General features: G+C 70.6%; 20 protein-coding genes. 9 read left to right on the top strand and 11 right to left on the bottom strand.

Translation table 11 applies throughout. The features are described 5' to 3' along the window. Window positions 1-63: 63 nt before the first annotated feature. Together ACYVOK_RS14060 and ACYVOK_RS14055 are read right to left on the bottom strand one after the other, a co-directional pair. Complete coding sequence (locus ACYVOK_RS14060) at window positions 64-567, bottom strand: AAA family ATPase (protein ID WP_460662816.1); 504 nt, start codon at window positions 565-567, stop codon at window positions 64-66. Between the two features lie 28 nt (window positions 568-595). Continuing rightward, window positions 596-2,329 carry an L-aspartate oxidase gene (locus ACYVOK_RS14055; protein ID WP_460662815.1) on the bottom strand — a complete coding sequence of 578 codons (1,734 nt, stop codon included), beginning with the start codon at window positions 2,327-2,329 and terminating at the stop codon, window positions 596-598. A gap of 173 nt (window positions 2,330-2,502) precedes the next feature. Between ACYVOK_RS14055 and ACYVOK_RS14050 the strand changes: the two genes are divergently transcribed. Then, window positions 2,503-3,840, top strand: coding sequence for an NAD(P)/FAD-dependent oxidoreductase (locus ACYVOK_RS14050; protein WP_460662814.1), 1,338 nt, complete (start codon window positions 2,503-2,505; stop codon window positions 3,838-3,840). Window positions 3,841-3,843: 3 nt separating this feature from the next. Here the strand turns inward: ACYVOK_RS14050 and ACYVOK_RS14045 are convergent, their stop codons facing one another. Beyond that, window positions 3,844-4,197: a hypothetical protein gene (locus ACYVOK_RS14045; protein ID WP_460662813.1), complete on the bottom strand. Its 354-nt coding sequence runs from the start codon at window positions 4,195-4,197 to the stop codon at window positions 3,844-3,846. A gap of 235 nt (window positions 4,198-4,432) precedes the next feature. On the opposite strand from ACYVOK_RS14045, the gene ACYVOK_RS14040 reads away from it, so the two are divergent. The 4 genes from ACYVOK_RS14040 (at window position 4,433) to ACYVOK_RS14025 (ending at window position 7,712) form a co-directional block, all read left to right on the top strand. After that, the gene (locus tag ACYVOK_RS14040; RefSeq protein WP_460662812.1) at window positions 4,433-5,872 is read left to right on the top strand and encodes an alkaline phosphatase PhoX; all 1,440 of its coding nucleotides are present in this window, start codon (window positions 4,433-4,435) and stop codon (window positions 5,870-5,872) included. A 51-nt stretch (window positions 5,873-5,923) separates the two neighbouring features. Next, a complete protein-coding gene (locus ACYVOK_RS14035) occupies window positions 5,924-6,082 on the top strand; it encodes a hypothetical protein (protein ID WP_460662811.1) in 159 nt (52 codons plus the stop codon). A 194-nt stretch (window positions 6,083-6,276) separates the two neighbouring features. Beyond that, window positions 6,277-6,849, top strand: coding sequence for an RNA polymerase sigma factor (locus ACYVOK_RS14030; RefSeq protein WP_460662810.1), 573 nt, complete (start codon window positions 6,277-6,279; stop codon window positions 6,847-6,849). Next, window positions 6,846-7,712 (top strand): hypothetical protein, encoded by an 867-nt coding sequence (locus ACYVOK_RS14025; RefSeq protein WP_460662809.1) that lies wholly within the window; start codon window positions 6,846-6,848, stop codon window positions 7,710-7,712. Before ACYVOK_RS14030 ends, ACYVOK_RS14025 begins: the two co-directional genes overlap by 4 nt. On the opposite strand, the gene ACYVOK_RS14020 is transcribed toward ACYVOK_RS14025, so the two are convergent. After that, complete coding sequence (locus ACYVOK_RS14020; RefSeq protein ID WP_460662808.1) at window positions 7,700-8,785, bottom strand: enolase C-terminal domain-like protein; 1,086 nt, start codon at window positions 8,783-8,785, stop codon at window positions 7,700-7,702. The two genes, ACYVOK_RS14025 and ACYVOK_RS14020, sit on opposite strands and share 13 nt — an antisense overlap. Window positions 8,786-8,961: 176 nt before the next feature. On the opposite strand from ACYVOK_RS14020, the gene ACYVOK_RS14015 reads away from it, so the two are divergent. Then, on the top strand, window positions 8,962-9,111 hold the full coding sequence (locus tag ACYVOK_RS14015) for a hypothetical protein (protein ID WP_460662807.1): 150 nt from the start codon (window positions 8,962-8,964) through the stop codon (window positions 9,109-9,111). Here ACYVOK_RS14015 and ACYVOK_RS14010 read toward each other — a convergent pair. Genes ACYVOK_RS14010 through ACYVOK_RS13995 form a run of 4 tightly spaced genes read right to left on the bottom strand, consistent with a single transcriptional unit; the run spans window position 9,108 to window position 13,127 of the window. Next, window positions 9,108-9,365 carry an HPr family phosphocarrier protein gene (locus ACYVOK_RS14010; RefSeq protein ID WP_460662806.1) on the bottom strand — a complete coding sequence of 86 codons (258 nt, stop codon included), beginning with the start codon at window positions 9,363-9,365 and terminating at the stop codon, window positions 9,108-9,110. The genes ACYVOK_RS14015 and ACYVOK_RS14010 overlap by 4 nt on opposite strands. Window positions 9,366-9,376: 11 nt before the next feature. Beyond that, window positions 9,377-11,374, bottom strand: a complete 1,998-nt coding sequence (locus ACYVOK_RS14005) for a PTS fructose transporter subunit IIABC (RefSeq protein ID WP_460662805.1) — start codon at window positions 11,372-11,374, stop codon at window positions 9,377-9,379. Window positions 11,375-11,394: 20 nt separating this feature from the next. Beyond that, entirely contained in the window at window positions 11,395-12,363 is a 969-nt protein-coding gene (locus ACYVOK_RS14000; RefSeq protein WP_460662804.1) for a 1-phosphofructokinase family hexose kinase, read from the bottom strand. Further along, complete coding sequence (locus ACYVOK_RS13995) at window positions 12,360-13,127, bottom strand: DeoR/GlpR family DNA-binding transcription regulator (RefSeq protein WP_460662803.1); 768 nt, start codon at window positions 13,125-13,127, stop codon at window positions 12,360-12,362. The genes ACYVOK_RS14000 and ACYVOK_RS13995 overlap by 4 nt, the downstream gene beginning before the upstream one ends. Before the next feature lie 127 nt (window positions 13,128-13,254). Here ACYVOK_RS13995 and ACYVOK_RS13990 point away from each other — a divergent pair, with 127 nt between their 5' ends. Genes ACYVOK_RS13990 through ACYVOK_RS13980 form a run of 3 tightly spaced genes read left to right on the top strand, consistent with a single transcriptional unit; the run spans window position 13,255 to window position 16,700 of the window. Continuing rightward, the gene (locus ACYVOK_RS13990; protein WP_460662802.1) at window positions 13,255-14,922 is read left to right on the top strand and encodes a phosphoenolpyruvate--protein phosphotransferase; all 1,668 of its coding nucleotides are present in this window, start codon (window positions 13,255-13,257) and stop codon (window positions 14,920-14,922) included. A 39-nt stretch (window positions 14,923-14,961) separates the two neighbouring features. Continuing rightward, complete coding sequence (locus ACYVOK_RS13985; protein WP_460662801.1) at window positions 14,962-15,927, top strand: ATP-binding cassette domain-containing protein; 966 nt, start codon at window positions 14,962-14,964, stop codon at window positions 15,925-15,927. Continuing rightward, window positions 15,924-16,700 (top strand): ABC transporter permease, encoded by a 777-nt coding sequence (locus tag ACYVOK_RS13980; protein WP_460662800.1) that lies wholly within the window; start codon window positions 15,924-15,926, stop codon window positions 16,698-16,700. The genes ACYVOK_RS13985 and ACYVOK_RS13980 overlap by 4 nt, the downstream gene beginning before the upstream one ends. Here ACYVOK_RS13980 and ACYVOK_RS13975 read toward each other — a convergent pair. The 3 genes from ACYVOK_RS13975 to ACYVOK_RS13965 are packed head-to-tail and all read right to left on the bottom strand — an operon-like array spanning window position 16,697 to window position 18,903. Beyond that, window positions 16,697-17,674 (bottom strand): quinone oxidoreductase family protein, encoded by a 978-nt coding sequence (locus ACYVOK_RS13975; RefSeq protein ID WP_460662799.1) that lies wholly within the window; start codon window positions 17,672-17,674, stop codon window positions 16,697-16,699. The genes ACYVOK_RS13980 and ACYVOK_RS13975 overlap by 4 nt on opposite strands. Before the next feature lie 9 nt (window positions 17,675-17,683). After that, window positions 17,684-18,043: a hypothetical protein gene (locus ACYVOK_RS13970; RefSeq protein WP_460662798.1), complete on the bottom strand. Its 360-nt coding sequence runs from the start codon at window positions 18,041-18,043 to the stop codon at window positions 17,684-17,686. Beyond that, window positions 18,040-18,903: a DODA-type extradiol aromatic ring-opening family dioxygenase gene (locus ACYVOK_RS13965; protein ID WP_460662797.1), complete on the bottom strand. Its 864-nt coding sequence runs from the start codon at window positions 18,901-18,903 to the stop codon at window positions 18,040-18,042. Before ACYVOK_RS13965 ends, ACYVOK_RS13970 begins: the two co-directional genes overlap by 4 nt. Window positions 18,904-18,916 lie beyond the last annotated feature (13 nt).

Below are 18,916 nucleotides of genomic sequence, written 5' to 3'. Positions count from 1 at the left end.
GACTCGGTCCCCCCACCCCACCCGCCCCCATTCCCCCCAGTCAACGCCCCTGACCACTACCGGTCACCACCCCCCAAGCACGTCCTCCGCCACCTCGTCGACACTCCGCCCACCCGTGCTGACCGCGAAGTCGCTCACATCCTGGGCGACGAGCTGAGCCGACAACTCGACCGCCCGGGCAACGAGCCGCTGCACGTCAGAGTCTCGTCCACGACCGCGAATTCGCTGCGCGAGCACGGCGTCCGGGGCATCGAGCCGGCAGATGATCACCGGGCCTCCCGTCGCCTCTTCCAGCTGCCTCCGCTCGCGGTTGTTCTCCACCACGCCCGCGACGATGAGCCGGCGGCTGCCGGCGGCGCGGTAGTTGGACCAGACGGCGGCCAGGTTGGCCGCTTTCAGGCGTGAGTGATGCGGGTCGTCGGCAGGAGCCGGCCAGGCGGCGCCGAGGAGATCGAGGTCGGCGAACGCCGGATCCTGACCGAGGTCGATACAGCGGTCGAAGACCCGCCAGCCGATGGTGGTCTTGCCGACGCCGGGTGGGCCGGACAACACGAGGGCGCTGGTCATCCGGTCGATCGTAGTGACGGCGTCGGGGTTACTCGACCAGTTTTCCTTCGGTGGGGATGTCTTTGCGCATCAGGGAGCGGATTTCGTCGGGGATCGGGGGGATCGGCTCGCGGTGGACCTGGCCGGGGGCCGTCCAGACCAGGTTGACCTGGAGGGACTCGTCGAGGTCGGGGTGGTCGGAGCGGTTGTGGCAGCCGCGGGTCTCGCGGCGTTCGAGGGCGGCGTCCAGGGTGGCCCGCGCCGCCAGGGCCGACGACTTCAGGTCGAACGCGTGAGCCAGGTCCTGGAAACCGGCGATGTCGGGATGGACACCCATCGTCGTCATCCGCTCCTCGATCTCGGTGAGCTCCGCGATCCCGGCCAGCAGTCCGGCCTCGTCGCGGACCACGCCGGCCCGGTTCGTCATCGTGTCGCGGAGCGCCCGCTGCAAGGCCCGGACGTTCTCCTCGCCGTCATTCGCCAGCAGCGCGTCGACCTCGGCGCGGGCTTCGGCGACGACCTCGGCGGATCGCTGCTGCGACTGCCGGCCGATCGAGTACTTCGCCGCCTCCTCCGCCACGATCCGGCCGAAGACCAGCAGCTCGATCAGCGAGTTGCCGCCCAGCCGGTTCGCCCCGTGCAGGCCGCTGGACGCCTCGCCGATCGCGTACAGCCCTTCGACACCGGTGCCGTGGTCCTCGGGACGGACCCACACGCCGCCCATCGAGTAGTGCGCCGTCGGTGCGATCTCGATCGGCTGCTTGGTGATGTCGAGCATCTGCAACTCGAGCAGCGTCTGGTACACGCGCGGCAGCCGGCGCATGATCGTCTCCCGCGGCAGGTGTGACACGTCCAGCCAGACCCCGCCGTTCGGCGTACCGCGACCTTCCTTGATCTCCGTGTACGCCGCCAACGCGACCCGGTCCCTGGTCGACAGTTCCATCCGCTCCGGGTCGTACCGCGCCATGAACCGCTCCCCCAGCGCGTTCCGCAGCTGACCGCCCTCACCACGCGCCGCCTCGGAGACCAGCGTCCCGGCCGCGTTCTCCGGCTCGATCAGTCCGGACGGGTGGAACTGGACCAGTTCGGGGTCACGGATCTTGCCGCCGGCCAGCACCGCGAGCCGGAACGAGTCACCCGTGTTCTCGTCACGACGGGACGACGTACGGCGCCAGATGCGGGTATGACCGCCCGCGGCCAGGATCACCGCGTCGGCGTGGATAACGTAGCGCCGCCCGGTGGTCAGGTCGAACCCGTACGCGCCGAACACCGTGTTGTCGCGCACCAGGATGCGGGTCACGTAGACCGTGTCCAGGATCGGGACACCCAACTGGACCGCGCGGTTGATCAGCGTCCGCTGGATCTCCAGGCCGGTGTAGTCGCCCGCGAACGCCGTCCGACGATAGGTGTGCGCACCGAAGAACCGCTGCGAGATCCGGCCGTCGGCCTCCCGGGCGAACGGCATCCCCCACCGCTCCAGATCGGCGATGCCCTGGGCCGCTCCCTCGGTGACGATCCGGACCGTGATCGGGTTCGCCAGCAGGTAGCTCTCCTGCAGCGTGTCGGCGGCGTGCTGCTGCCAGGAGTCCTCCGGGTCCATCGTGGCGAGCGCCGCGTTGATGCCGCCGGCGGCGAGTGCGGTGTGCGCGTCCGCCCGCGGTCTTTTGCCCAGGGCAAGTACTTCGACGCCTTGCTCGGCCAGCTCGATCGCGGCGCGCAGCCCGGCACCACCGGTTCCGATCACCAGGACGGAGGTGGCGATCTGCTGCTCGGTGGTCTTCATCGAATCTCCTTCGACTCGTTGCGGTGGTCTCACCCCCAAGACAACCGAACCCACCGTTCTGTGACTGTCACCCCGGTCACAACCCGCCTGTCTCCCACGTCTCACCTCATCGAGTCACAAACCGGCCGGCTGCCGTGTCTACCTGGTGAAGAGACGACAGACGGAGGCACACGGTGCGCAGGATCCTTGTGGTCGGCGGTGGGTACGCCGGCTTTTACGCGGCATGGAAGCTGGAGAAGAAGCTCCGGAAGGGCGAGGCGGAGGTCGTCGTGGTCGACCCGCGGCCGTACATGACGTACCAACCGTTCCTGCCCGAAGTACTGGCCGGGTCGGTCGAGGCGCGGCACACCGCGGTGTCGCTGCGGCGGAACCTGCGCCGGACCAAAGTCATCGCGGGCTCGGTCACCTCGATCGAGCACGCCCGGCGCACGGTGACGGTCCGCCCGGTCCGGGGACCCCAGTTCGAACTCTCGTACGACGTCATCGCCGTCACGGCCGGCGCGGTCACCCGGAAACTCGCCGTCCCCGGCGTGGCCGAACGCGCGATCGGCCTGAAGCACGTCGAGGAGGCGGTCGCGATTCGCGATCAGCTGCTCACCGCCTTCGACCAGGCCTCGGTCCTCCCGCCCGGCCCGGAACGGCAACGCCTGCTGACGGTCACCTTCGTGGGCGGCGGCTTCGCCGGCGTCGAGGGCTTCGCCGAACTGCTGTCGCTGGCGAACAGCCTTGTCGGGCGCTACCCCGACCTGGACCCGGCCGACCTCTCCTTCCACCTGGTCGAGGCGACCCAGCGCATCCTCCCGGAGGTCACCGACGGCCCGGCGCAGTGGGTGCGCTCGACGCTCGAACGGCGCGGCGCGCGGATTCACCTCGGCACGACGGTCGAGTCCGCCGTCGACGGACATGTCGTCCTGTCGGACGGTACGACGTTCGACTCCGACCTGATCGTGTGGACGACCGGCAACGCCGCGACCAGGCTGGTCCACCGCCACACCGACCTGCCGGTGACCCAGCGCGGCCTGATCCAGGCCCGGGCCGACCTCCGCGTCGGCACCGAGACCGCCCCGGTGCCGGACGCCTGGGCGGCCGGGGACGACGCGGCGATCCCCGACCTCGCGTCGCCGGTGGCCGGTGCCTTGACGACCCCGAACGCGCAGAACGCAGTACGGCAGGGAAAGTTGCTGGCCAAGAACCTGCTGCGGTCGCTGCGCGGCCGCAAGCCGAAGCAGTACGTCCACCACAGTCTCGGCACGATCGCCACGCTCGGGCTGGGTACCGGCATCTTCCAGTACCGCCGGATCGTCATCAAGGGCTTCCTGGCGTGGCTGATGCACCGCGGATACCACGTCCTGGCGGTGCCGACCTGGGACCGGAAGATGCGGGTGCTGGCCACGTGGCTGGTCGCCGCAGTCTACGGTCGCGACATCGTGTCGCTGGCGTCTGTGCAGCGACCGCGGGACGCGTTCGTTAACGAAGCCGACGTACCGGTGGTCGACTCGCGGTCTGCCTGAGGATCAGCGCTGGGGGTCGGTGCAGAGGAACGGCGGGCGTGTGCCGCCTGAGTGGTAGTGGTACTGCTTGCCGCCCGCTTCGAGGATGATGCGGGAGCCCGGGACGAGGGCCTGGGTGTAGTTCATACCCGGCTCCGGGCAACCGAGGCTCCCGTCGGGCCAGGTGACCTCGGTCGAGCTGATTACGGTCACCTGGGCCGCGTCCACACCCAGCCGCTTGGCCAGGTCGGCCTTGGCCTGCTCGACCCCGCCGCCGGTCGGCTCCGGGGTGCCGGGACCGCCAGGGGTCCCCGGAGTTTCCGGCGTCTCCGGGGACTGAGGGCTTTGCGGGGTCTCAGGGGTTGGCGAGCTGCTCACCGTCGGTTGTCCTCCCACTCCAGAATCATTGCCACAAGCAACCAATACCGCAGCCGCCAGAACCACCGCGGCCGCACCGAACCTGCGCATCACGATCACCTCCGACTAGGGACGCTCGTCGGGCCCGGGTCGTTGCAGGGCCAGATGTTCAGGTGCAGTTTCCTCGACGGCTGCCGGCCGCGGGCAGGATCGCGGGGGGCCGCCCGCCCACCATCGCATCGAGGAGCACATCGCCATGTCTGTTGCCCGCCGTTCCGTTCTCCGGGGTGCCGCCGCCGGCGCCGCTGGTGTCGGTTTCGCCACTGTCGGCACCGTACCCTCGCTGGCCGACGCCACGCCCGGTCCGCGGCACTCGCCGTACCCGGCGCACCGCCCGTTCCCGCCGCTGCTGGACGACCCGGACGGCGTCCTGGCGCTGCCGCCGGGGTTCAAGTACCGGATCGTCACCCGGGCCGGTGAGACCAGGCTCACGACCGGCCAGCCGACACCGGGCGCGCACGACGGTACGGCGGTGTTCGACACCGGGCGCGGCAGGTACCTGCTGATCCAGAACCACGAGATCGGCAGTGCCAACGCACTCGGCGTGCCGCCGCTCGAGGGCACCGTGTACGACGCCGGCGTCGGCGCGGCCGGGGGTTGCACGGTCATCTCCGTCGACCGGGACGGCAGGAACCTCGGTGAGTGGGTCGGCATCTCCGGCACGCTCACGAACTGCGCCGGCGGGCACACTCCCTGGGGCACCTGGCTGACCTGCGAGGAGACCGAGTCCAAGGCGAACGGCACCACCCGGCTGAAGGACCACGGCTACGTCTTCGAGGTCTGGGGTGACGGCAAGACCGCACACCCGGTCCCGCTGAAGGCGCTCGGCCGCTACGCCCACGAGGCCCTCGCGGTCGACAAGGACCGCAACCACATCTACCTGTCCGAGGACGCCTCCGGCCCGAACGGCCTGTTCTACCGCTGGTCCGCGCCGGCCGGCTACAAGCTCGGGCCGGACAGCTGGCGGGACCTGGCCGACGCGGACTTCGGCACGCTCGAGGCGATGGCCATCCTCGGCGACGACGGCAAGCCGATCCCGGACGTCGCCTACCTGACGTCCGCCCAGCTGCTCCGCCCGTTCCGGGTCGCCTGGGTGCCGGTGCCGGACCGGGACGCGGTCTCGGTGTCGTGCCGCAGGCAGCTGGCCAACGACAAGGTCACCCGCGGCAAGAAGTTCGAGGGAGTCTTCGGCACCGACGAGGGCGTGTACGTCGTCAACTCGTACGCCGAGTCCGGCACCAACGACCTGCCGGCCGACGCCATCCCGCACGACGGCATGGTGTGGTTCTACAACTACAAGGCCCGGACCATCCAACTGGTCACCTACTTCCCGGAGAACACCGCGGCGGACAAGGGCTCCGCGGCGAAGTACGACGACTACAACTTCGACGGCCCGGACAACGTCACCGTCACCCCGTGGGGCTCGCTGGTCCTGGCCGAGGACGGCAACGCGAGCAGCCACGTGCTGAGTTCGACGCCGGGCGGCCCGACGTACGCGATCGCCCGGAACATGCTGAACGACTCCGAGTTCGCCGGCCCAGCCTTCTCGGCCGACGGCAAGGTCCTCTTCGTCAACCTGCAGTCGCCCGGCATCACGTTCGCCATCACCGGCCCCTGGCGCGACTACCTGGGCTGACACCGGTGCGCACCTTCTTTCCTGTCGGTGGCGGCAGGTAAGAAGGTGCGCATGAAATACGGCGTGATCCTTCCCGGCGGTACGGCGGTCGAGCAGCTCGAGCAGGCGATCCTGGCCGAGGAGGCAGGCTGGGACGGCGTGTTCGTCTGGGAGGCGGGGAGATGCCGCACAACTCACCCGAACGCATGCAGCAGGTCCGCGACCGTCTGACCGCGGGACCGCCGCGCTGAAATCAGCCGCCGGTCCGGCGAGATTTCATGAAATCGGTGGGAACCTTCCGGGCCGGCCGGACACAACACCGGTGCAAGGCAGTCCTGTCGAGAGCGGATCGGAGCGCGGATGCGCGCCTGTACCAGCGGAGATTCCCCGTGAGCGGCCTCCAGGCCGTGCACGATGGCCTCATCATGCCGACGACCTCCGACCGGGCCCTCTGGGAGCGCGCCACCGACGGCGACTCCGAGGCGTTCGGTCGGTTGTACGACCGGCATGCCCAGGCGATCTACAACTTCCTGTACCGGCGGACCGCGTCCTGGAGCGACGCGGAGGACCTGACCTCGACGGTGTTCCTGCACGCGTGGCGACGCCGTACCGAGGTCGTCCTGGACCGTGACTCGGCGCTGCCGTGGCTACTGCGGACCGCCGACTACACCGTGCGGAACGAGTGGCGCGCCAAGCTGCGCTACCGCCGGGCGCTCGCGGCCGCGCATCTGCTGGCCGACCACGTCCGCGACCACGCCGACGACGTGGCCGGCCGGCTCGACGACGACCAGCGGATCCAGCAGGCCCGTGCCTCGCTGAAACGCCTCCCCAAGCAGGAACGCGAGATCGTCGAGCTCTGCATCTGGGCCGGTCTCGACCAGCAGGCGGCGGCGGTGGCACTCGACGTCCCGCTCGGCACGGTGAAGTCCCGGCTCTCCCGCGCCCGCAAGCACCTGCGCGAGCTGAACCTCCTGTCCACCGTGGAGACGCCGTCATGACCCTTTCCCCGCCGGAGCACGAGCTCCGACCGGAGGCCCGCGCCCGCCAGCGCGCCGAGCTGATCGCCATCGTCGAGCACGAGTCCACCGCCGCCGCGCCGCGCCGCCGCCTGGTCCCGCTCGCCGCCGCCGCGGCCGTCCTCGCGATCACGGCCGGCCTGGCCATCGGCATACCGGCGCTGCGTAAGGACAACGGCCGGCCGCCGGTGAGCCGTACGCCGGAACCGACCACTGTCGAGCCACTGAACGACGCGGCCAAGATCCGATACGGCAAGACCTGCTTCGAACGCACCGGGCTCGGGCAGCCCGCAGCGCAGCCCGAGAAGTACAGGGTCCTCGACGGGTTCCGGTTCGCGAACGCTCCGGGCGATGCCTACACGCCGATCTGGGTGGTCGTTCAGAACATCACGTTCGGGTCCTGGATCGCCTGCGGGTTGAACGAGAAGGGCGAGCTGCTGCAGGTGCTCCCCTACGGCAATGACCAGGTCCTGTACCGCGCCGTGGAGGACCGCCGGATCGGTGCCGGCGTCTACGCCGCCCACATCACCCGTATCACGGTGGCCATCGGGAACCAACCCCCGGTCGAGGCCGTGCTTCGCCACGGGTTCTTCTACACCGCGGTCCCGTACGTCCGGGTCCGTGGGCCGCGCACCGACGCGACGCGGCTCCCCTACACGATCCGGGGGTACGACGCCGCCGGCAAGCTGGTGTACAGCAGCCCGAAGACCGAGGGCGAGTGGCGCGCCCGGCGGAACGGGTGCTACATCGACGCGAACGGCAAGCTGGTCGCATGGATGAGCGACAACCCGCGCCCTGACCCCAGGACCTGCCACCGCAGCTTCGTCTGGAACTACCGGCCGTGAGCGAGCTCGATGCCGAAGCCGGGGCGGTCGGAGAGGTGGAGGTGGCCGTCGGACAGGTCGTAGCCGTCGCCGTCGGTGCCAAGAGTGTGGCCGGGGACGCCCTCCACGATGGGGACGTTTCCCAGACCGGCCGCGATGTGGGCGGCGTACAGGGTCTTGAGCGGCAGGCCCCAGGCGTGCGGTGAGGCCTCGGTCGACGCGGCCTGGAGCTGGGGCATGAGCCGGCGCCAGGCGGTGAGGCCGTAGCCGACGGCATCCATCAGCGCGACGTCGAGCAGACCGGCTTGGGCGAGGCGCAGGATGTAGTCCACGTCCGGGTCGTACTCGCCGTCGGCGATCTTCGGCTGCCACGGCAGCGTGGACAGGTGCGCGCGCAGGAATTCCAGGTCCTCGCGTCGTTCGGCGAACGCCTCCTCGATCCAGTACAAACGGCAGTCCGGCACCGCTGCGAGGTACTCGGTGAGCGCGTTGACGGTGAACCCGTCGTTCGGGTCGACCAGGATCTCCGCGTCGGGGTACAGCTCACGGGCGAGGCGGGTCACCTCGATATCGCGCTCGAGACCGGCCTGGTACGGCATCCACCGGTACCCGCGGCCCAGCTTCAGCTTGAAGTCCCGGAACCCGAGCTCGTAGTCCTGCTGAAGATCCCCCTTGACCGCCGCGAGCCCTGCCGGCGCGTCCTCCGGGTCGAGGTCGTCGAGGTAGATCCCGCCGCTGTAACACCGCACCCGCGGCGAGCCCGCCGCCCCGAGCATCGCGTACACCGGCACGTCCAGCACCCGGGCGGCCAGATCATGCAGCGCATAGTCGAGAACCTCCGCCGCCGGCTCGATCACCCCACGGTCGGGATCGATCAACTCGGCCAGATTCCGCCCGAGTACCACTCCCGGGTCCCCGCCTGACAGCGGCAGCCCCCACCCCGCCACACCACGATTCGTCTCCACGACGTACGCCGTCTCGATCCCACCCCGGCCGTGATGCCCCCGAAACGAATTCCGCCCAACCTCCCGCACGTACTCGGCCCCGACCTCGACCGCCCGCACACCCGTCACCACATGTCCCGAAAGGCTCATCAGTCCTCCGCACTAGCCAGTCAACCCCGGTCCAGCATGCCCCGCCGCCGGGTCCGGCAACCCCGGTTGCGGGTGGTTGCGGACGCCGTACTCGCCGATGCCGAGGTGTCGCGGCCCGCCGCGCCTGGCACGCCCGTACCCGGGTCGCCGCAGCCAAGGCCGACGCGGCGGACCAGATGGCCCGGTTGAAGGAGAAGACGACCGAGTCCGCCGCCGAACTGGCGTCGTACAAAGCCGCCGCCGGCGATTGCGAGGCCGCCGTCACCGCCGACCTCGAGGCGATCCGCGAGCAGCTGACTCGCACGGACAGACCGCGAACGGCCTAGGCGTCCAGGTCGGCGGCGACCAGGTCGGACACCTTGCGCAGGACGGCGTCGTCGTCGCACGTGACGGTGACGTCGTCGCCGCACTTCGCGCCGAGCGTCATGATCAGCAGCGCCGATCCGGCGTCGACCGGCACGCCGCCGTCCGTGGCGAGCGTGACCGGTACGCCGGCCTCGGTGACAGCGGCCGCGATGACTGCCGCGGGACGGGCGTGCAGGCCGACCGACGAGCCGACGGAGACAGTTGTACTGGGCATCGAAGTACCTTTCAGGCGATGACGGGGGTGGCTGTTTGGGTGGGGGCCGGCTTGCGGCCGACCTGTTTGGCGACCGCCACCGCGACCGCGCCGATCACCGCGCCGGCGAGGAGAGCGAGGACGAACCAGACGATGTGGCCGATCGCGAAGAAGACGAAGATGCCGCCGTGCGGTGCGGACAGGGTCACTCCGCCGGCCATCACGACCGCGCCGGTGACGGCGGAGCCGAGCACGATCGACGGGATCACCCGCAGCGGGTCGGCGGCCGCGAAGGGGATCGCGCCCTCGGTGATGAACGATGCCCCGAGCAACCAGGCGGCCTTGCCGTTCTCCCGCTCCGCGGTGCTGAACAGCTTCGGGCGGACGGCGGTCGCCAGCGCCATGGCCAGCGGTGGCACCATCCCGGCTGCCATCACCGCGGCCATCACCTTGAGCGATGCCGGGTTGTCGACGGACAGGCCGGCGGTCGCGAACGCGTACGCCGCCTTGTTCACCGGGCCGCCCATGTCGAAGGCCATCATCAGGCCGAGGACGATGCCGAGCACGATCGCCGACGAGCCGGACAGGCCGTTCAGCCAGCCCTCCAGGCCCGAGGTGATCGCGGCCAGCGGCCGGCCGAGGACGAGGAACATCAGCCCGCCGGCGACCAGCGTCGCGCCGAGCGGAATCACCACGACGGGCATCAGGCCGCGACCCCAGGCGGGGACCCTGAGCCGGCTGATCCACAGTGCCGCGAATCCGGCCAGCAGACCTCCGACGATGCCGCCGATGAAGCCGGCGCCGACGGTCGTGGCGACCACGCCGACCGTGAAGCCCGGCGCGATCCCGGGCCGATCGGCGATGGCGAAGGCGATGTACCCGGCCAGTGCCGGCACCAGGAAGCTGAACGCGAGTGCGCCGAGACTGAACAGCACCGCGCCGAGGTACTGCGCGAACCCCCCGCTGGGCAGGTCGGCCAGCGAGTTGTTCGCCACGATCTCGGTGGCGGAGGCGTTGATCCGGTAGCCGCCGAACAGGAAGCCGAGCGCGATCAGCAACCCGCCGGCGGCGACGAACGGGATCATGTAGCTGACGCCGGTGAGCAGAATCTGCCGCAGCCGCACGGCCCAGGAAACGTCGCCGGAGCGGGCGTCCTTTCGCGGTACGGCGGACGCGGCGGCCTCCACCCGGGGAGCATCCGGATCGGCCGCGGCCGCCAGTGCATCGGCGATCATCGCGTCCGGCTCGTTGATCGCGCGCTTCACCCCGGACGCCACCACGGGCTTGCCGGCGAACCGGCCGCGGTCCTTCACACCGACGTCGGTCGCGAAGATGACCGCGTCAGCCGCCTCGATGGCGTCCGCACCGAGCGGTGTCGAGGCACCTGAGCCCTGTGTCTCCACCAGCACCATCACACCGGCCCGCTGGCCGGCGGCCACCAGGGAGTCCGCCGCCATATAGGTGTGCGCGATGCCGGTGGGGCAGGCGGTGACCGCAACCAGCCGGCGATCAGGGGCCGCCGCGGCAGCGGGCTCGGGCTGGGTTGCGGGCTCCGGCTGGGTTGCGGGCTCGGGCTCGGCGGGAGCAACCGCTGCCTGAACCAGCGCGACCACATCCTCAGGAGACCTTGCCTCGCGCAACGATGCGGTGAACTCGGGCCTCACCAGCGACCGCGCCAGCGCCGTCAGCAGGGTCAGGTGGTCGGCGTCCCCGCCCGCCGGTGCGGCGATCAGGAAGACGAGATCGGCCGGGCCGTCCGGCGCACCGAAGTCGACCCCCGGCCGCAACCGGGCGAAGGCCAGCGTCGGCTCGGTGACGGACGAGGACCGGCAGTGCGGGATACCGATCCCGCCCGGCAGTCCGGTCGCCGCCTGGCCCTCGCGGGCGAGCACGTCGCCGGTCAGGCCCTCGACGTCGGTGGCGCGGCCGGCGGCGACGACCCGCGACGCGAGTTGGCGGATCACGTCCGGTGACGTGCTGCCGAGGTTCTCGTCCAGTACGACGAGATCGGGCTGGATGATCTGGGACATGGGAATTCCTCTCAGCCGCGTCAGCCGCGTGGTGTCGCGACGGAACGGGGAGCCAGGGCGACAACGCTGACGCCCGCAGGACGGAGATCGCCGGGCCGCGGCATCGCGGATCCGGCCAGTTGGACCGCGGCGGCGCCGAAGGCCACCGCCTGACGCAGCCGCTCGGCCGGCCCCGCTCCGGCCAGGTCGGCGAGCAGGTAGCCGGCCAGGGTGGCGTCGCCCGCGCCGACGGTGTTGATCGGTACGACGGCCTCGGCCTTGGCGAGCAACGCCGTACCCGAGCCGTCGACCAGCACGGCACCATGCCGCCCGAGCGTCGCGAGCACGCTGCCCACACCGCGAGCGATCAGGGCCCGCGCCGCGGCGGCGACGAACGACGGGTCGGCCTCGAGCCGCGCGACGTCGTACCCGGTGAGCTCGGCGAGCTCCTCGGCGTTCGGCTTGAGCAGATCCGGTTGGGTAGCCGCCGAGGCAACCGCCCGCAACGGCTCACCGGACGTGTCGACGGCAACCGCGCAACCTTGCGCACGCAGCGCCGCCACCAGGGCGACGTACCAGTCGGATGGCACTTCCGGGGGCAGTGAGCCCGACAGGACGGCCCACCGAGCGTCGGCCGCTTCCCGCAGTACGGCGGCCACGAGAGCGTCGAGCACATCCTGCGCGAGCGGCATGCCGGCCTCGTTGAGCTTGGTCGTCGTACCGTCGGGCTCGACGACGGTCACGTTCACCCGCACCGGATGGGGTACGTCGACCGCGCGGTAAGCCACGGCCTGGTCGCGCAGGGCGGCCAGCATCCGGTCGCCGGTCCCCGCGGGCAGGACCGCGATCGCGCGAGCACCGGCCGACGTGAGCGCCCGGGCGACGTTCACGCCCTTGCCGCCCGGCTCGCTGCGGACGCTGATCGCACGCTGGACCTCGCCGCGGCGCAGTTCACCGGCGAGCTCGATCGTCCGGTCGACACTCGGGTTGGCGGTCAGCGTGACGATCATGCGATCACGACCTCGACCTCGTGCGCCTCGAGCTCGCGGACCACCGCCGGGTCGATCGCGTCATCGGTGACCAGTACGTCGACGTCGTCGAGTGAGGCGAACCGGACCAGGTGCTCGCGGCCGATCTTCGACGAGTCGGCAACCACCACGACCTGATGAGCCGCGGCGATCATGGCCCGTTTCACGGCGGCCTCGTCCGGGTCCGGTGTGGTCAGGCCGTGGTCGACGGTGAGAGCGTTGGTCCCGACGAAGGCAAGGTCGACCCGCAGGTCCGTCAGCAGTCGGACAGTCTGGTCGCCGACTGCCGCCTGCGTCTCACCCCGGACCCGGCCGCCGAGCAGGTGGAGGCGCACGCTGTCCGACCCGCCGAGCCGGGCCGCGATCGGTACGGCGTTGGTGACCACCACGAGGCGGCGGTCGACCGGCAGCAGCGAGGCGATGCGGGCGGTCGTCGTACCGGCGTCGAGGAGGACGCTGCCGCCACTGCCTGGGAGCAGCTCGACCGCGGCCTTGGCGATCCGGTCCTTCTGGTCCGCGCTCGTGGCGTCCCGCTCGGCGACGCCGGGCTCGATCACGGTCAGCGCGGTGGTGGAGACGGCGCCGCCGTGGACGCGGCGGAGCAGGCCGGCCCGCTCGAGCTGAGCGAGGTCGCGGCGCACCGTCTCGGTGGTCACGCGGAGGTCGGCCGCGATGCCGCTGACCGTGACCCGGCCCTGCTCGCGGACCTTGCCGACGATCGCCGCCTGCCGCTCCTCCGCGTACATATCGACTCCTGATCTGCGTTTCGTTGGAATTTCGTGTTGTTTCAGTTGGTTTTACGCCCGATCTATTGACATGTCAAGACCTCTGTTCGTAACGTCCTGGCAACCCAGCAGACGTAGAGGACCCGTCATGAACCACATTGCGAAGGGCATTCCCGTCGTACCGGGGGTCGGCTACGGACCGGTGATCCGCCCCGAGCCTCGCCCGGCGATCCCGGACCCGGTCACGGTGCCCGACGAGGCGCGGGCCGCCGAGATCGCCCGGTACGACGCAGCGGCGGCCACCGTCGCCGCCCGGCTGGCCGAGCGCGCGGGACTGGCCTCCGGCGTGGCGGCCGAGGTGCTCGGCGCGACCGCGGACCTGGCGCGTGACCGCGGCCTCGGCGCAGCGGCCGCGCAGCGGATCCAGGCCGGCGCCGATGCCGTGCACGCGTGCGTCGCCGCGACCGAGCAGTTCGCCGCGCTGTTCACCCAGCTCGGTGGCCTGATGGCCGAGCGGGTCACCGACCTGCACGACATCCGCGACCGGATCGTCGCCGAGCTGACAGGCCGGCCGGAGCCCGGCGTACCCCATCCGAGCGAACCGTCCGTGCTGCTCGCCGACGACCTCTCCCCCGCCGACACCGCGGGGCTCGACGAGCTGACCGTGGCCCTCGCCACCCGGCTCGGCGGGCCGACCAGCCACACCGCGATCATCGCGCGGCAACTCGGGATCCCCTGTGTCGTCGCGGTCACCGGCCTGCCCGAGATCCTGGCCGGTACGCCGGTTCTGGTGAACGGCGACACCGGCGAGGTCGTCGTCGAGCCGGAGGAGACCACGGCTCGGGCCGCGGTGCGCGAGTCCGCCGAACGACGCGCCGCGACGGCGTCCTGGCACGGCCCCGGCCGTACCGCGGACGGTCACCCGGTGGGCATCCTCGCCAACGTGCACGACGGGCCGTCGGCCCAGCAGGCGGCCGCAAGCCAGGCCGAAGGTGTCGGACTCTTCCGGACCGAGCTCGCCTTCCTCAACCGCGAGACCGAACCGGCCGTCGGCGAGCAGGCCGACCTCTATGCCGAGGTACTGCGTGCCTTCGCCGGCCGGAAGGTCGTCGTACGGACCCTGGACGCCGGATCGGACAAGCCGCTGGCGTTCACCGGCGCGACCGATGAGCCGAACCCGGCGCTCGGCGTTCGCGGCCTGCGCCTCGCCTTCGCCGATCCGGGCATCCTGGACCGGCAACTGGACGCGATCGCCCAGGCCGCCCAGCGCACCGGTGAACAGCCGTGGGTGATGGCACCGATGGTCGCCACCGTCGCCGACGCGCGGTTCTTCGCCGAACGGGCTCGAAGCCGCGGTCTGGTCGCCGGTGTCATGGTCGAGATCCCGGCTGTCGCTCTGCTGGCCGATCGGGTGCTCGAGCATGTGGACTTCCTGTCCATCGGCACGAACGACCTGACCCAGTACACGATGGCCGCGGACCGGCTGTCGCCTGAGCTCGCCGGCCTGACCGACCCGTGGCAGCCCGCGCATCTCGCGCTGGTCGCCCAGGTCGCGCGGGCCGGTCAGGCCGTGGGCAAACCCGTCGGCGTGTGCGGCGAGGCGGCCGCGGATCCCTTGCTGGCCTGCGTTCTGACCGGTCTCGGCATCACATCGTTGTCGGCGGCAACCGCTGCCCTGCCGGCCGTCGGTGCCCGCCTGGCCACCGTGACCCTCGATCGATGCCGGACCGCCGCCACCGCGGCGCTGGCCGCAGACGACCCCGCTACCGCACGTGAAGCCGCCCGCTCACTGGTTGACGCGTCGATGATCGAGTAGTCGACTGGGAGGTCAAACCGAGCTGGGAGGGGCACGGTGATGGACCATTCGATCTGGGCGGAAGGACTGACCAAGCGGTTCGGTGACACGCAGGCTCTCGCGGGTGTCGACCTGGCCGTACCGACGGGGAGCGTGCTCGGCCTGCTCGGCCCGAACGGTGCGGGCAAGACGACCGCGGTCCGGGCGCTGGCGACACTGCTGCGGCCGGACCAGGGCCGGGCCACGGTCGGCGGGTACGACGTGCTGCGGGAGGCGCACCAGGTCCGGCAGTTGATCGGACTCACCGGCCAGTACGCCGCGGTCGACGAGAACCTGACCGGCGCCGAGAACCTGTTGCTGATCGGGCGGCTGCTCGGCCACTCCCGCCGCGAGGCGCGCCGGCGGGCCGCGGAACTGCTCGAGGACTTCGGGCTGTCCGAAGCCGCCGACCGCGCGACCAAGACCTACTCGGGCGGCATGCGGCGCAGGCTCGACCTGGCCGCGAGTCTGGTCGGGCGGCCGCGCATCCTGTTCCTCGACGAGCCGACCACCGGCCTCGACCCGCGCGCCCGGCTCGAGCTCTGGAACCTCGTCCGCGGCCTGGTCCGCAGCGGGTCCACCGTCCTGCTGACCACGCAGTACCTCGAGGAGGCGGATGCGCTGGCCGACACCATCGCCGTCATCGACCACGGGACGGTGATCGCCACCGGCACGCCGGACGAGTTGAAGGCGAAGGCCGGCGCCCAGTTCCTCGCCGTACGGCCGGCCGATCCTTCGGACCTGCCCACCGTCGTCACGGTCGTGGGTGAGCTGGCCAGGGCCGAGCCCGAGGTCGACCGCGAACTGGTCACCGCTCCGGTCACGGATCCGGCGGTGCTTCCGGCCGTCGTACGGCGGCTGGACGACGCCGGCGTGGTGATCAACACGCTGACCTTGCGCGGCGCGAGCCTGAACGAGGTGTTCCTCTCGCTCACCGGCCACACGGCCGAAGAGCAGGCCGAGGAGTCGGAGGAGGTGCGGGCATGAACGCGCGAGTCGGACCACTGCAGGCCTTGCAGCAGACCGCCACCTTGGCTTGGCGGACGATCGTGCAGATCAGGCACAACCCGTGGGAGCTGGGTGACTACAGTTTCCAGCCGATCCTGTTCGTCGTCCTGTTCACCTACGTCTTCGGCGGCGCCATCTCCGGAAGTACCGAAGACTACCTGCGGCTCGCCCTGCCCGGGATCATCGTGATGAACATGTTCTTCGTGACGATGTACGTCGGCACCGGCCTGAACGCGGATCTGACCAAGGGCGTGTTCGACCGGCTGCGGTCGTTGCCGATCGCCCGGTGGGCGCCGTTGGCCGGCCGGATCACGGCGGACCTGGTGAAACACGCGTGGTCGGTGTTCCTGCTGCTCGCCGTCGGGTATCTGATGGGATTCCGGGTGGAGACGTCGGTGCCGGAGCTTCTCGGCATGGTCGGCCTGGTGCTGGTGTTCGCGCTCGCGTTCTCCTGGATCTCGGTCCTGGTCGGCGTGATCGCCCGTGATCCGGAACAGGTGCAGCTGTTCGGTTTCACCGTGCTGTTCCCGGTCACGTTCGTGAGCAACGTCTTCGTTCCCACCGAGACGATGCCGGGCTGGCTGCGGCCCGTCGTCGAGGCGAACCCGGTGACCATCCTGTCCGACGCCTCCCGCGGCCTCCTCGTCGGCGGCCCGGTCGCCGAACCGGTCACCTGGACGCTGATCTGGGCGGCAGCGATCATGGCCGTCTTCGCCCCGATCTCGGTCATCGCCCTGAAACGCAAGGTCTAGCCAGACGCTGAAACAGTCAGCACGAGGCGGCCTGAGGTTTGGCCGGTGGACTGGCGACGCCAGGCCGTGGTGATGTCGGTGAGGGCGACCGTCTCGTGGGCGACGGTGACGGCGCCGGTTTCGGCATACCGGAGTACGGCGGTCAGGGCGTCGCTGCGCTGGTCGCGGGTGAGCGCGTTGTTGGTGTAGCCGAGGATGCTCGCCGATCGGCTCCGCAGGATTGCCGACGAGAACGTCGCCTCGTCACCCGAAGCGCCGCCGAGGTTCACCAGCCGGCCACCCGGCGCCAGCAGCCGCGCGGCCGCGGTCGCCACCGGGCCGAACACGGGGTCCACGACGACGTCGACGGCACCGCCGGTCGCGTCGGCGAGCCGTGCGGTCAACTCGCCGTCGGTCAGGATGACCACGTCGTCCGCGCCAGCTGTCAACGCTCGCCGGCGAGCCTCCTCAGACCGGCACACCGCGACCACCTGCGACGCCTCGAGGACCCGGGCCAGCCCGATCGCAGCCTGTCCGACGGCTCCACCACCTCCGAGCACGAGCACCCGCTCCCCCGGCCGCAACTGTGCACGCCAGGTCAGCACCATCCACGCGGCGACTCCGGACAGCCCGATCGCCGCCGCCTCGGCGTCAGGCACCGACGTGTCGAGAACCACGAGATCGTCGTCCGGTACGACGCACAGTTCGGCGAAGCTCCCGTCGCCGGGAGACATGCCGGCCGAGGTCGCGAAGAAGACCTTGGTCCCCGCGGTCACAGCGTCCGACTGCTCGACCACACCGACGCCTTGCACCCCGGGCACATACGGCAGCTCGGGTGGCCCGAAGTACGACGTACCCGAAGCACACAACAGATCAAGGGGTACGACGGGCGCCGCCGTGACGCGGACGATCGACTGGCTCTCCGACCGGACCGGCTCCGGGTGCTCGGCGTGCACCGGGGCCTCGCCGTGGCTGCGCAGGACAGCTGCTCGCACGTGACCTCCTCAGGTGGCGATGTCCGGGTACGGCAGGGTCAGGTGCTGCATCGCCTTGCCGTAGGCCTTCTGGTACTCCAGCGGCCCGTGGTCGCGCTCGAACATCGCGATGAACAACGTCAGCGTGAGGAAGGGATGCGCGCCCAGCTGGAACAGTGCCACGTGGTCCTGTGCGACCAGCGCCTGCCGCTCCAGGTCGGTGAACTCGAGCCAGGTCGACTTCTCGGCGGCCGTGGAGTTCAGGATGCGGTTCGCCATCTCCTGCTCCCACCAGGCCACCGTGCCGGCGGCGTCCTCGCGGTACCGCTCGACCAGTTCGGGGTCGCGGTCGACGGTGAAGAGGAACTTGTCCAGCAAGTACTTGCTCATGCCGGCGCTCCGTTCGGGTACCAGGTGAAGTACGCCTCCCTGGTGTGGAACAGGTCGAGCGAGTCGACGTGGTCGGCCTTCGCGCCGTCCCCGGCGACACCCATCATCAGCATGAAGTCCATGAACCCGTGGGTGGCGTTGCCGGGCAGGTGCAGGCTGTCCAGGGTCACCTCGGCCAGGCAGCCGTCGATGTCACCGCTCGCGATCCAGTCGAACGCCTTCCGGTCGAACTCCGGATCGGGGCCGTGGGCACCGAACTGCCGCGGGCCGCCGAGCTCGAGCGACAGGTGGCCGGTGCCGATGATCGCCACCCGCAGGTCCTCCGGCCAGGACTCGACCAGCCGCCGGATCGTCCGGCCGAGCTCGACGAACCGCTTCGGCCGCGGCAGCGGCGGCGCGAAGATGTTGGTGTAGATCGGCACGATCGGCAGGTCCGCCTGCGGCCGCAGCGTGATGATCGGGCAGGTGATGCTGTGGTCGATCCGCAGTTCGTTGCTGAAGGCAAGGTCGAAGTCGGCGTCCAGACCGTTGCGCAGGATGTGCGCAGCCAGCCGCTCCTCCCCCGGCAGCGTCATCCGCGGCAGCCCGAACTCGCGCTCCTCGTTGTACCAGTTCGCGTCGAAGTACGGCGCCTTGCCGACCAGGAACTGCGGCAGGTTGTCCAGCCAGAGCTGGTGGAAGTGGTCGCTGCCGACCATCACCAGGACGTCCGGCCGGGCCTTGGTCAGGGTCTCCCGGAACGCCTCGATCTTGGCCACCCACTCGTCGGCGAACGGCGGCCGGTCGGCACCGGTCGACGTACTCGCCCGGTAGTAGAACGGATGATGGGTGGACGCGATGACCGCGGCGACGGTGGCCATGTGCTGCTCCTCT

The sequence above is a fragment of the Kribbella swartbergensis genome (assembly GCF_054784135.1).
Note: the sequence above shows the minus strand (reverse complement) of the source record. Positions and strands in the feature narration are given on the sequence as shown.

Bases quoted from the DNA above. Each gene is read 5' to 3' on its own strand.
- ACYVOK_RS14060 (WP_460662816.1), bottom strand. From the start codon at position 567: ATGACCAGCGCCCTCGTGTTGTCCGGCCCACCCGGCGTCGGCAAGACC.
- ACYVOK_RS14055 (WP_460662815.1), bottom strand. From the start codon at position 2,329: ATGAAGACCACCGAGCAGCAGATCGCCACCTCCGTCCTGGTGATCGGA.
- ACYVOK_RS14040 (WP_460662812.1), top strand. From the start codon at position 4,433: ATGTCTGTTGCCCGCCGTTCCGTTCTCCGGGGTGCCGCCGCCGGCGCC.
- ACYVOK_RS14035 (WP_460662811.1), top strand. From the start codon at position 5,924: ATGAAATACGGCGTGATCCTTCCCGGCGGTACGGCGGTCGAGCAGCTC.
- ACYVOK_RS14030 (WP_460662810.1), top strand. From the start codon at position 6,277: ATGCCGACGACCTCCGACCGGGCCCTCTGGGAGCGCGCCACCGACGGC.
- ACYVOK_RS14025 (WP_460662809.1), top strand. From the start codon at position 6,846: ATGACCCTTTCCCCGCCGGAGCACGAGCTCCGACCGGAGGCCCGCGCC.
- ACYVOK_RS14020 (WP_460662808.1), bottom strand. From the start codon at position 8,785: ATGAGCCTTTCGGGACATGTGGTGACGGGTGTGCGGGCGGTCGAGGTC.
- ACYVOK_RS14015 (WP_460662807.1), top strand. From the start codon at position 8,962: ATGGCCCGGTTGAAGGAGAAGACGACCGAGTCCGCCGCCGAACTGGCG.
- ACYVOK_RS14010 (WP_460662806.1), bottom strand. From the start codon at position 9,365: ATGCCCAGTACAACTGTCTCCGTCGGCTCGTCGGTCGGCCTGCACGCC.
- ACYVOK_RS14005 (WP_460662805.1), bottom strand. From the start codon at position 11,374: ATGTCCCAGATCATCCAGCCCGATCTCGTCGTACTGGACGAGAACCTC.
- ACYVOK_RS14000 (WP_460662804.1), bottom strand. From the start codon at position 12,363: ATGATCGTCACGCTGACCGCCAACCCGAGTGTCGACCGGACGATCGAG.
- ACYVOK_RS13995 (WP_460662803.1), bottom strand. From the start codon at position 13,127: ATGTACGCGGAGGAGCGGCAGGCGGCGATCGTCGGCAAGGTCCGCGAG.
- ACYVOK_RS13990 (WP_460662802.1), top strand. From the start codon at position 13,255: ATGAACCACATTGCGAAGGGCATTCCCGTCGTACCGGGGGTCGGCTAC.
- ACYVOK_RS13985 (WP_460662801.1), top strand. From the start codon at position 14,962: ATGGACCATTCGATCTGGGCGGAAGGACTGACCAAGCGGTTCGGTGAC.
- ACYVOK_RS13980 (WP_460662800.1), top strand. From the start codon at position 15,924: ATGAACGCGCGAGTCGGACCACTGCAGGCCTTGCAGCAGACCGCCACC.
- ACYVOK_RS13970 (WP_460662798.1), bottom strand. From the start codon at position 18,043: ATGAGCAAGTACTTGCTGGACAAGTTCCTCTTCACCGTCGACCGCGAC.
- ACYVOK_RS13965 (WP_460662797.1), bottom strand. From the start codon at position 18,903: ATGGCCACCGTCGCCGCGGTCATCGCGTCCACCCATCATCCGTTCTAC.